At 69.6% G+C, this 11,534-nt stretch carries 9 protein-coding genes; 1 reads left to right on the forward strand and 8 read right to left on the reverse strand.

The features are described from left to right. Positions 1–113: 113 nt before the first annotated feature. From ON30_RS09665 to ON30_RS09695, 7 genes are all read right to left on the reverse strand, one after another. Positions 114–1,748 carry a monocarboxylic acid transporter gene (locus ON30_RS09665; protein WP_040705922.1) on the reverse strand — a complete coding sequence of 545 codons (1,635 nt, stop codon included), beginning with the start codon at positions 1,746–1,748 and terminating at the stop codon, positions 114–116. Then, on the reverse strand, positions 1,745–2,104 hold the full coding sequence (locus ON30_RS09670) for a DUF485 domain-containing protein (RefSeq protein ID WP_040705923.1): 360 nt from the start codon (positions 2,102–2,104) through the stop codon (positions 1,745–1,747). Before ON30_RS09670 ends, ON30_RS09665 begins: the two co-directional genes overlap by 4 nt. Positions 2,105–2,316: 212 nt before the next feature. Next, positions 2,317–4,071, reverse strand: a complete 1,755-nt coding sequence (locus ON30_RS09675; protein WP_040705924.1) for a sodium/solute symporter — start codon at positions 4,069–4,071, stop codon at positions 2,317–2,319. Between the two features lie 3 nt (positions 4,072–4,074). Next, positions 4,075–4,440, reverse strand: a complete 366-nt coding sequence (locus tag ON30_RS09680) for a hypothetical protein (RefSeq protein WP_040705925.1) — start codon at positions 4,438–4,440, stop codon at positions 4,075–4,077. Beyond that, a complete protein-coding gene (locus ON30_RS09685; protein ID WP_040705937.1) occupies positions 4,437–5,210 on the reverse strand; it encodes a LytR/AlgR family response regulator transcription factor in 774 nt (257 codons plus the stop codon). The genes ON30_RS09680 and ON30_RS09685 overlap by 4 nt, the downstream gene beginning before the upstream one ends. A 96-nt stretch (positions 5,211–5,306) precedes the next feature. Further along, positions 5,307–6,497: a sensor histidine kinase gene (locus ON30_RS09690; RefSeq protein WP_040705926.1), complete on the reverse strand. Its 1,191-nt coding sequence runs from the start codon at positions 6,495–6,497 to the stop codon at positions 5,307–5,309. A gap of 43 nt (positions 6,498–6,540) precedes the next feature. Beyond that, positions 6,541–7,002 (reverse strand): hypothetical protein, encoded by a 462-nt coding sequence (locus ON30_RS09695; RefSeq protein WP_040705927.1) that lies wholly within the window; start codon positions 7,000–7,002, stop codon positions 6,541–6,543. Positions 7,003–7,226: 224 nt separating this feature from the next. Here ON30_RS09695 and dnaE point away from each other — a divergent pair, with 224 nt between their 5' ends. Next, the gene (gene dnaE, locus ON30_RS09700) at positions 7,227–10,772 is read left to right on the forward strand and encodes a DNA polymerase III subunit alpha (protein ID WP_040705928.1); all 3,546 of its coding nucleotides are present in this window, start codon (positions 7,227–7,229) and stop codon (positions 10,770–10,772) included. Between the two features lie 12 nt (positions 10,773–10,784). On the opposite strand, the gene ON30_RS09705 is transcribed toward dnaE, so the two are convergent. Next, on the reverse strand, positions 10,785–11,402 hold the full coding sequence (locus tag ON30_RS09705; RefSeq protein ID WP_040705929.1) for a class I SAM-dependent methyltransferase: 618 nt from the start codon (positions 11,400–11,402) through the stop codon (positions 10,785–10,787). Between the last annotated feature and the right edge of the window lie 132 nt (positions 11,403–11,534).

The following is an 11,534-nucleotide window of genomic DNA, read 5'->3' on the forward strand; positions in this document are numbered from 1 at the left end:
TAGGACTCGTGGTCGGTGGTGGAGCTCGTCATGGAAGTTCTCCTGTCGAATGGTCGGGACGGCGGCGAGGGGCGCGGCCGCGTCGGCGGCCACGCCCCCTGCTCGATCCGTCGTCAGTGTGCGATGGCCTTCTCCGCGCCCACGCCGGTGAGCGAGCGGACCTCCATCTCGACGGCCTTTTCCGGGTCCTCCGGTGTGCGCCCGCCCACGAACGTGCCCACGATGCCGAGCACGAAGGCCAGCGGGATCGAGACGATGCCCGGGTTGGACAGCGGGAACCAGTCGAAATCCGAACCCGGCAGCATCGCCGACTTCGAACCGGAGACCGCCGGGGAGAACACGATCAGCACGATGGTCGAGATCAGACCGCCGTACATGCTCCACAGCGCGCCGGTGGTGTTGAACCGCTTCCAGAACAGCGAGTAGAGGATGGTCGGCAGGTTCGCCGACGCGGCGACGGCGAAGGCCAGCGCCACCAGGAAGGCGATGTTCTGCCCGTTGGCCAGGATGCCGAGGCCGATGGCCAGCACGCCGATCACCACGGCGGTGATGCGCGAGACCCGCACCTGCGCCGCCTCGTCGGCCTGACCGCGTTTGAGCACGCTGGCGTAGATGTCGTGGGCGAAGGAGGCCGACGCGGTGATGGTCAGGCCCGCGACCACCGCGAGGATGGTGGCGAAGGCGACCGCTGAGATGATGCCCAGCAGCACCACACCGCCGAGTTCGAAGGCCAGCAGCGGGGCCGCGGAGTTCTGTCCGCCCGCCGCGCCGAGGATGCGATCCGGTCCGACGATGGCCGCCGCCCCGTAGCCCAGCACCAGGGTGAACAGGTAGAACGCGCCGATCAGGCCGATCGCCCACACCACCGAGCGCCGCGCCTCCTTGGCGGTGGGCACGGTGTAGAAGCGCATCAGCACGTGCGGCAGACCCGCGGTGCCCAGCACCAGCGCCAGACCGAGCGAGACGAAGTTCAGCTTGGAGGTCTCGTTCGCGCCGTACTGCGCGCCGGGCGCCAGCACGTCGCGGCTCGCGACGGCCTTGTTGGTCGACTCGCTGACGGCCTGCTGGGCCGAGCCGAGGATGTCGGAGAGGTTGAAGCCGAACTTGGCCAGCACCATCACCGTCATCAGCGCGGCGCCCGCGATGAGCAGCACCGCCTTGATGATCTGCACCCACGTGGTGCCCTTCATGCCGCCGACCAGCACGTAGACGATCATCAGCACGCCGACGACCGCGATCACCAGCGACTGGCCTGCCTTGGACTCGATATCGAGCAGCAGGGCGACCAGGCCACCCGCGCCCGCCATCTGCGCCAGCAGGTAGAACAGCGACACCGTCAGGGTGGACAGGGCCGCGGCGGTGCGGACCGGACGTTCGCGCAGTCGGAAGCTGAGCACGTCGGCCATGGTGAATTTGCCGGTGTTGCGCAACATCTCGGCGACCAGCAGCAGCGCGACCAACCAGGCCACCAGGAAGCCGATGGAGTACAGGAATCCGTCGTAGCCGTAGACCGCGATCGCTCCCGCGATGCCGAGGAAGCTCGCCGCCGACAGGTAGTCGCCCGCGATGGCGATGCCGTTCTGCGGGCCCGAGAAACCGCGTCCGCCGGTGAAGTAGTCCGCGGCGGTGGCGTTGTTGCGACTGGCGCGGATCACCACGACCATCGTGACGGCCACGAACAGCGCGAAGATCGCGATGTTGGCGACCGGTTCGCCGACGGTGCCCGCGGCCAGGTGGTGCGTGCTCATGCGCGGTCCTCGAGTTCGGCGCGGATCGCGGCGGCGCGCGGGTCCAGTTGCTTGTTGGCGAAGCGGACGTAGACCGCGGTGATGACGAAGGTGGTCAGGAACTGGCCCAGGCCCAGCAGCAGTCCGGTGTTGACGTTGCCGAACACCTCGCGGGCCATGAAGTCGTGCGCGTACGCGCCGAGCAGGACGTAGGTGAGGTACCAGATCAGGAAGACCGCGGCCATCGGGAACACGAAGCGGCGCAGGCGGGTGCGCAGTTCCTGGAATTGCGGGCTCGCGTATACGGCGGCGAATTCCTCGGGACCGGGCGTGGGTCGCGGCGCCCCGCCGTCCTTGTCGAGGTCGATACTTGTCATCCGGGGTGTCCTAGCATGTGACGTGGCTTACCTCGCTGACGCTAACGGCAGGGCCCGCTCCCCAGAATGCTGTGGCGCGGGTCACTCGGTGGGGGTGGTGTTCTGTGCGGTGAGCGGTCGGCGCGTCGCGACGAACGGTCGTGTCGACTCCGACCGGTAGGTATGTTCACCGGCGGAAACGCCCCGCGCGCAGGCCCCTTCGGCGCTCGCGGTCAGCCCGCGCGCAGCCCGCCCTCGCGATCGGCGCCCATACCCAACCGCTCCGGCGCGTGCATCCGGACGAACACCCGGCCGGTCGCGCGCTCGTCCTGACCGCGCGTTACCAGGCTGACCCCCACCATCGTCGCGAACGCCAACGGCACGCTGATCGCCGCCGGGTACCCCAGCAGCGCGGCGGGCCACCCGTCGCCGACCTCGTCGGAGACGCCCGCGGTCACCGAGATCGCGGTGGCCGTGCCGGAGACGAGTCCGCCCGCGATCAGCCCGCAGGCCGCGCCCGCCGCCGTCAGCCCGCGCCACCAGATCCCCAGCACCAGCAGCGGACACAGCGTCGAGGCGGCCACCGAGAACGCCAGCGCCACCGTCCTGGACAGGTCCAGCGAGGTCACCGCGATCGACAGCGCCAGCGGCAGCAGGCCCGCGACCAGCGCGGCCAACCGGAAGTCCCGGATGCGCCCGCGCAGCACATCGGTGCTGAGCACCCCGGCGATGCTGACCAGCAGGCCCGAAGACGTCGACAGGAAGGCCGCGATCGCCCCGGCCGCCGCCAAGGCCGCGAGCAACTGCCCGGGCAGACCGCTCAGCACCGCGCCGGGCAGCAGCACCACCGCCGCGTCCGAGGTGCCGGTGATCAGCAGTTCCGGCACGTACAGCCGGGCGAAGACCCCCAGCAGGATCGGGAACAGGTAGAACACCCCGACCAGCGCGATCACCGCCAGCGCGGTCGCGCGCGCCGCCCGGCCGTCGGGATTGGTGTAGAAGCGCACCAGGACGTGGGGGAGACCCATGGTGCCCAGAAAGGTCGCCAGGATCAGCGAATACACCTGGTAGGTGGGGTGTCTGCCGCCGAAGCCGCCGCCGGGGGTGAGCCAACTCGACCCGTCGGCGGGCGCGCCCGCGACCACGGGCACCGCCGCCCCCGCGTCCAGGACCAGGCGTGTTCCCGTTGCGAGTTCGTGGGTACCCGGACCCAGCTCGACCCGTCCGTCCACGGGACGGTCGTCGAGGGTGCCGGTGAGCGAGACCGACTGCGGCGCGGACACGTTGACCAGGACGTCGGTGCTGATGTCGACGGTGGTGCGCTCGGTGACCACCGGTGGCGCGGGCAACCCCAGCGGCCGGTCCTCGGCCAGGAAATGACCGAGCAGCACCAGCGCGGGCAACGCCACCGCGGTCAGTTTCAGCCAGTACTGGAACGCCTGCACCAGCGTGATCGAACGCATCCCGCCGCCCGCCACGTTGGCGACCACGATCGCGCCGACGGCCAGCGCGCCGACCCAACTCGGCACGCCCAGCAGGATGCGCAGGGTCAGCCCCGCGCCCTGGAACTGCGGGATCAGGTACACGCCGCAGATCAGCACCACCACGACCGCGGCGAGTCGGCGCAACCGCACCGAACCGAGGCGGAACTCCGCGAAATCCGGCACCGTGTAGGCCCCCGAGCGCCGTAGCGGCGCGGCCACGAACAGCAGCAGTCCGAGGTAGCCCGCGGTGAAGCCCACCGGGTACCACAGCGCGTCCGCGCCGTACTTCGCGATCAATCCGGCCACACCGAGAAACGAAGCGGCCGAGAGGTATTCCCCGGAGATCGCGGCCGCGTTCCAGCGCGGGCCGACACTGCGCGAGGCGACCAGGAAATCGGAGGTGGTCCGCGCCATCCGCACCCCGTAGGCCCCGATCGCGACCGTGGCGATCGCGGCCAGCAGCAGGGCACAGACCGTCAGCGCGGGCGAGTCCACCGGGTCCATCGCTCAGTCCTCGGCGAGGTCGAGGAAGTCCTGGTCGTTGCGTTCGGCCAAGCGCAGGTAGATCCGCCCCACCGCGTACAGCGCCGGATACACCGCCAGTCCCAGCAGCAGCCAGGGCAGACGGACCCCGAGCACCACCGTCGCCGCCACCGCCTCGATCCGGAACAGCAGCGGCAGCGCGCACAGCGCCAGCACCGAGACCAGGGCCAGCCGCAACGCCAACCCGAGTTGGGCGCGGATCAGCCCCGCCACCAGTGCCTCGCCGATCTCGGTCTGTTCGGCCACCTCGACACGGGTCCGCACCCGCCGGGCCCCGCGCCGCTCGGCCAGCACCACCCGCACGCGCGCCGGACGGACCGGGCCGGTCACCGGCCGGTCCAGGTCTGGCGGGGTCCGTGCACCAGTCGCTGCTTGAGTTCGCGCACCTGCCGTCTGCTCACCGGCAGTTCCACCGCGGCCGCGGCGCCGTCGGCGCGCAAGCAGACCACCGTGGCGTTCCCGACCTGACGCAACCCCGTGACCAGGCGCAACGCCACCAGATACGACCGGTGCACGCGCAGGAAACCGGCGTCCTGCCACCGCGATTCGAGCGCCGAGAGCGGGATGCGCACCAGATGCGACCCGGCGCTGGTGTGCAGGCGGGCGTAGTCGCCATCGGCCTCGACCCAGCTGACGTGCGCGCGGTGCACCAGGGTGGTCACCCCGCCCAGTTCCACCGGGATGACCTCGTTCGGGTCGGCGCGCCGCGGCGTCGGTTCGGGTTCGGGCGCGCCGCGCGCGCCCACGATGCGGCGCACCGCCTCGGCGAGACGGGCCTCGCGCAGCGGTTTGAGCAGATAGTCCACCGCGCCCAGGTCGAAGGCGGCCACGGCGCGGTCCTCGTGGGCGGTCACGAACACCACCGCGGGCGGGTTGGCGAATTCCGACAGGATGCCCGCCAGTTCCATGCCGTCCAGGCCGGGCATGTTGATGTCGAGGAACACCGCGTCCACCGGACGCGCGCGCAGCACCCGCAGCGCCTCGGTGGCATCGCCCGCGCGGTGGATCTCGCCGACCTCGGCGCGGGCACCGAGCAGGTAGACCAGTTCGTCCAGCGCGGGCTTCTCGTCGTCGACGGCGAGCACCCGCAGGGCGGTCATCGGCGTGTCGGTGGTGCGTGTCACAATCGCTCAATCTTAAGCGCAGGGTCCGGCGCGCCGACTCCGGCATCCGCCGCGCGCTCTCGTCCCGGGTGTTCAGGCCCGAATTCCCGCGCGGAATTTCGGAACTCGCAGACTCACCTTGGTCCCCGCTCCCGGAGCGGTTTCCACGACCAGTCCGTAGTCGTTGCCGAACGCGGCGCGCAATCGATCATCCACGTTGGCCAGTCCCACGTGGGCCGATTCGGCCGGACCCGCCGAATCCGCGGCGACCGCGTCCAGCGCGCCCGAGCGCAGCAGTTCCGGATCCATGCCGACCCCGTCGTCCTCGACGCTGATCACACAGTCGGTGCCCGCGTCGTCGGCGACGATGGTGACCACTCCGCGCCTGGTACCGGCCAGTCCGTGCCGGACCGCGTTCTCCACCAGCGGTTGCAGCGCCAGGAACGGCAGCACCACGCCGAGTACTTCCGGCGCGATCTGCAATCGCACCTCCAGGGTGTCGCCGAAGCGCGCGCGTTCCAACGCCAGATAGCGTTCGATGTTGCGCAGTTCGTCGGCGAGCACGGTGAATTCGCCCGCGGTGCGGAAGGAATAGCGCGTGAAGTCGGCGAATTCCAGGATCAATTCGCGGGCCCGGTCCGGATCGGTGCGCACGAACGAGGCGATGGTGTTGAGCGCGTTGTAGATGAAATGCGGGCTGATCTGCGCGCGCAGCGCCCGCACCTCGGCGCGGTCGAGGCGGGCGCGCGAGGCGTCGAGTTCGGCCAACTCCACCTGGCCGCACACGTAGCGCGCCACCTCGGCCACCGCCCCCAGCCCGCCCGGGCCGGGGCGACCCGTGACCACCACGCCCAACGCCCCGGCAACCCCCGCGTTCTCCACCAGCAACGGCTGGGCGATCAGCGTGCGCGCGGGTTGGTCGGGACGACCCGCGATCGGGGCCAACACGGGCCGCTGTTCGGCGATCGCGCGCGCGGCGGCTTCGGCGAACCGCTCGGCCACCTCGGCGTGCGGACCGTCCCAGGCCAGCAGCGCGCCCTCGGCGTCGGCGACCCCGAGGGCGTCACCGCCGGTGAGCGCGCGCAGATGCGGGGCCGCCTCCCTGGCGGCGTCCTCGGTGAGTCCGGCCCGCAGCGGCCGCGCCGCCAGCGAGGCGGTGTGCAGCGCCGTGTGCACCGCGCGCTCGGCGGGGGTGGTCACCGAGCGGCGGGTGCGCGGCCACAGCAGCAGCGCACCCGCGATCAGCGCCGCGCCCACGACGATCGCGACGACGGTCGTGGTCACGGGAACCGGTATCGGTGCGGCATCCGGTGATCATCGCACCGCGTCACCGACCGCCGACGGTGAATCGGATCGCCCCCGACGCCGGGGCGTGCGCCTCGCCGATGGCGACGCTTGCCTCGTAGACGCCGGGACCGGGGGCGAACACCGCGGCGGGCCCGCTGTTGCTCCAGTAGCCCGGACCCCACGCCGTCGTGACGTAGCTTCCGGTCGCGCCGGAGTTCACCTCGGTCCAGGTCAGGGTGACCGGCAGCGCGCAGTCACCGACCGGCGCCGCCCCGTGCATCATCGTGATGACGGTGAACGCCGCCCGGCCCGGTGGCGCGTCGCCGTCGACGACGGCGTCGACCTGGGCGACGCACGGCCCCTGGGTCAGCGACCAGAGGGTCGGGAAGGGACCGCCCGGTTGCGCCGCGGCGGGGGCGGCGTTCGCGAGCGGGCCCGCGGCGGCCAGCAGGCAGGCCGTGAAGAGAGGGGAGACGGCGGATCGTGTTCTGATCGGGAGCATCGGCACCTCTGTCGTGGGTTCGGAAGCTTCGGACGAACATGCGCAGAAGGGGCATTACCGGACGCGCCGGTGATCTCGGCCACCGACACGCCGAGGGCTCCTGGGCGGACCCGGATCGGCGCGCGAGCCTCCGAAAAGATGTCGGACCCGCGTGCCTAGAATCGAGCAGCGTGGTTCGGCGTCCAGGGCCAACCCCTTTTCCGACTTTGGGAGGAAGGACCGACTTGGCCTCGTCCGGATCGTTCGTTCACCTGCACAACCACACCGAGTACTCCATGCTCGACGGGGCGGCCAAGATCTCGCCCCTGTTCGCGGAGGCGAATCGGTTGGGAATGAACGCGGTCGGGATGACCGACCACGGCAACATGTACGGCGCCTCGGAGTTCTACAACTCCGCCGAGAAGGCCGGCATCAAGCCGATCATCGGCATCGAGGCCTACATCGCGCCGGGGTCGCGCTTCGACACCAAACGCGTGCAGTGGGGCGATCCCAGCCAGAAGGGCGACGACGTCTCCGGTTCGGGCGCCTACACCCACATGACGATGGTCGCCGAGAACGCGACCGGTCTGCGCAACCTGTTCAAACTGTCGTCGCTGGCCTCCATCGAAGGTCAGCTCGGCAAGTGGGCGCGCATGGACGAGGAGATCATCGCCCAGTACTCCGAGGGCATCATCGCCACCACGGGCTGCCCGTCGGGCGAGGTGCAGACCAGGCTGCGCCTGGGCCACGAGCGCGAAGCGCTGGAGGCGGCCGCCAAATGGCAGGAGATCTTCGGGCCGGAGAACTTCTTCCTCGAGGTCATGGACCACGGGCTGTCCATCGAGCGCCGGGTCCGCGAGGGCCTGCTCGACATCAGCAAGCAACTCGGCATCCCGCCGCTGGCCACCAACGACTGCCACTACGTCACCAAGGACCAGTCGACCAATCACGAAGCGCTGCTGTGCATCCAGACCGGCAAGACGCTGTCGGACCCGACCCGCTTCAAATTCGACGGTGACGGCTACTACCTCAAGTCCGCCGAGGAGATGCGCGCCCTGTGGGACGCCGAAGTGCCCGGCGCGTGCGACAACACGGTGCTCATCGGCGAACGCGTGCAGTCCTACAAAGAGGTCTGGCAGCACCGCGACCGGATGCCGGTGTTCCCGGTGCCCGAAGGCGAGACCGAGGGCAGTTGGCTGCGCAAGGAGGTCGCGCGCGGTCTGGACCTGCGCTTCCCCAACGGCGTCCCCCGCGATTACCTGGCCCGCGCCGACTACGAGATCGGCGTCATCCTGGAGATGGGCTTCCCCGCCTACTTCCTCGTCGTCGGCGACTTGATCAAACACGCCCGCGAGGTCGGCATCCGGGTCGGTCCCGGCCGCGGTTCGGCCGCCGGTTCGCTGGTGGCCTACGCGCTGCACATCACCAACATCGACCCGATCCCGCACGGTCTGCTCTTCGAGCGCTTCCTCAACCCGGAGCGCGTCTCGATGCCCGACATCGACATCGACTTCGACGATCGTCGCCGAGGCGAGATGGTGCGCTACGCCACCGAGCAGTGGGGCACCGACAAGGTCGCCCAGGTCATCACCTTCGGCACCATCAAGACCAAGGCCGCGATCAAGGACTCCGCGCGAGTGCTGTTCGGCCAGCCCGGTTTCGCGATCGCCGACCAGATCACCAAGGCCCTGCCGCCGCCGATCATGGCCAAGGACATCTCGGTCTCGGGGATCACCGATCCCGACCACGAGCGGTACAAGGAAGCCGCCGAGGTCAGGGAACTGATCAACACCAACCCCGACATCGCCAAGATCTACGAGACCGCGCGCGGCCTGGAAGGGCTGATCCGCAACGCGGGCGTGCACGCCTGCGCGGTCATCATGTCCTCGGAGCCGCTGACCGATGCCATCCCGGTGTGGAAGCGGGCCCAGGACGGCGCGATCATCACCGGCTGGGACTACCCGTCGTGTGAGGCCATCGGCCTGCTGAAGATGGACTTCCTGGGCCTGCGCAACCTGACGGTGCTCGGCGACGCCATCGACAACGCCAAACTCAACCGCGGCGTCGAGGTCGACCTGGACACGCTGCCGCTCGACGATCCGGCCACCTACAACCTGCTCGCCCGCGGCGACACCCTCGGGGTGTTCCAGCTCGACGGCGGGCCGATGCGGGATCTGCTGCGCCGCATGCAGCCCACCGCGTTCGAGGACATCGTCGCCGTCGGCGCGCTGTACCGGCCCGGCCCGATGGGCATGAACGCCCACAACGACTACGCCGACCGCAAGAACGGCCGCCAAGAGGTCAAGCCGATCCACCCCGAACTGGCCGAACCGCTGAAGGAGATCCTGGGCGAGACCTACGGTCTGATCGTCTACCAGGAACAGATCATGCACGTCGCGCAGAAGGTGGCCGGGTACTCCCTCGGTCGAGCCGACATCCTGCGCCGCGCGATGGGCAAGAAGAAGGCCGAGGTGCTGGCCGCCGAATTCGAGGGCTTCGAGGCGGGCATGCAGGCCAACGGCTACTCCAAGGAGGCCATCAAAGCGCTGTGGGACACCATCCTCCCGTTCGCCGGCTACGCGTTCAACAAATCGCACGCCGCCGCCTACGGTCTGGTCTCCTACTGGACGGCCTACTTCAAGGCGAACTATCCGGCCGAGTACATGGCCGCCCTGTTGACCAGCGTCGGCGACGACAAGGACAAAGCCGCGGTCTACCTCTCGGACTGCCGCAGGCTCGGCATCACGGTCATGCCGCCCGACGTCAACGAGTCCGAGCTGAACTTCGCCCCGGTCGGCACGGACGTGCGCTTCGGTCTCGGCGCGGTGCGCAACGTCGGCGCCAACGTGGTGGCCTCGATCCTGCAGGCGCGCAAGGACAAGTCGAAGTTCACCGACTTCTCCGACTACCTCAACAAGATCGACGCCATCGCCTGCACCAAGAAGGTCACCGAATCGCTGATCAAATCCGGCGCGTTCGACTCGCTCGGTCATCCGCGCAAGGGTCTGCTGCTGATCCACTCCGACGCCATCGACGCGGTGATGACCACCAAGAAGGCCGAGGCGATCGGCCAGTTCGACTTGTTCGGCGGCATGGACGCCGACGAGTCGGTGGCCTCGGTGTTCAACGTCGCGGTGCCCGACGAGGAGTGGGAGAGCAAGCACAAACTCGCCCTCGAACGCGAGATGCTGGGCCTCTACGTCTCCGGCCATCCGCTCAACGGCGTCGAACACGTGCTGGCCGCCCAGGTCGACACCCAGATCCCGGCCATCCTGGAAGGCGATGTCAAGGACGGCGCGCAGGTCACCATCGGCGGCATCCTGGCCTCGGTGAACCGGCGCATCAACAAGAACGGTCTGGCCTGGGCCTCCGCGCAGCTCGAGGATCTGACCGGTGGCGTGGAGGTGCTGTTCTTCCCGCAGTCCTATCAGGTCTTCGGCATGGACGTGGTCGAGGACGCGGTGGTGTTGGTCAAGGCTCGTGTCTCGGTGCGCGACGACCGGATCTCACTGATCGCCAACGATCTGGTGGTCCCCGACCTCTCGGCGATCGGCGTCGCGAAACCGTTGGCGGTCATCGTCACCACGCGCATGTGCACCCCCGACAAGATCGGGGAGCTCAAGCGGGTGCTGTCGCGGCATCCCGGCACCGCCGACGTGCACGTGCGGCACGTGGGCGCGCGCGAGAAGACCACGTTGCTGAAACTGGACGACAGCCTGCGGGTCTCGCCGTCCTCGGCGCTGATGGGCGATCTGAAGGCGCTGCTCGGTCCGGGGTGTCTCGCGGTCTGAGGCGGCCCGGGCTCAGGGGGTGACGGCCACGCCCAGCGACAGCGCGCCCATCGGGCGTGGGATGTCCTCGGCGTAGAAGACGTCGAGGTCGCGGATGCGGAAGCCCGCGTCCTCGACGATCGCGCGGATGTCGCGGTTGAGGTGGCAGCCGCCCGCGACGACCTTCTGGATCGGGTTGAGCCGGTTCTGCCAGGTTCGGACCGAGGCGTCGGGCGCGAGTCCGTGTTCGACGAAGTGCAGGGTGCCGCCGGGGACGAGGACGCGGCGCAGTTCGGCGAGCGCGGCGGCGACGTCGGGGATGGTGCACATGGTCCAGGTGGACAGCGCGCAGTCGAAGCTGTCCGCGGCGAAGGGCAGGGTCTGTCCGTCGAGTCCGGCCCGTTCGACGGGGACGGTGGCGCTCGCGAGGCGCTCCCGCGCCAGACGCCAGCCGAGGTCGGCCGGTTCGACGGCGCTGATCCCGTCGACGGCGGCGGGGTAGAAGGGGACGTTGAGTCCGGAGCCGAAGCCGATCTCCACGACCCGGCCGTGCAGGTCGGCGCAGGCGCGCACGCGATGCGGATCGTTGCCCTTCAGCCCGCAGGCGAGGTCGATGATCCTGGGTACGATCCGGTCTCCGTAGAATCCCACCCCACCACTGTCCCGCTTTTCCCGGCGCGGCGCATCAGTGACATCCCCGATCGTCCTCCCCGATCGTCGCGTAACATTCCGGTACCCGGATATGCGCATTCGGGCATGGATGCGCGCGGCGGGCCGGATCGG

It is taken from the genome of Nocardia takedensis NBRC 100417 (assembly GCF_000308695.1).
Taxonomy (GTDB): Bacteria; Actinomycetota; Actinomycetes; order Mycobacteriales; family Mycobacteriaceae; genus Nocardia; species Nocardia takedensis.

Bases quoted from the DNA above. Each gene is read 5' to 3' on its own strand.
- ON30_RS09665 (WP_040705922.1), bottom strand. From the start codon at position 1,748: ATGAGCACGCACCACCTGGCCGCGGGCACCGTCGGCGAACCGGTCGCC.
- ON30_RS09670 (WP_040705923.1), bottom strand. From the start codon at position 2,104: ATGACAAGTATCGACCTCGACAAGGACGGCGGGGCGCCGCGACCCACG.
- ON30_RS09675 (WP_040705924.1), bottom strand. From the start codon at position 4,071: ATGGACCCGGTGGACTCGCCCGCGCTGACGGTCTGTGCCCTGCTGCTG.
- ON30_RS09685 (WP_040705937.1), bottom strand. From the start codon at position 5,210: ATGACCGCCCTGCGGGTGCTCGCCGTCGACGACGAGAAGCCCGCGCTG.
- ON30_RS09695 (WP_040705927.1), bottom strand. From the start codon at position 7,002: ATGCTCCCGATCAGAACACGATCCGCCGTCTCCCCTCTCTTCACGGCC.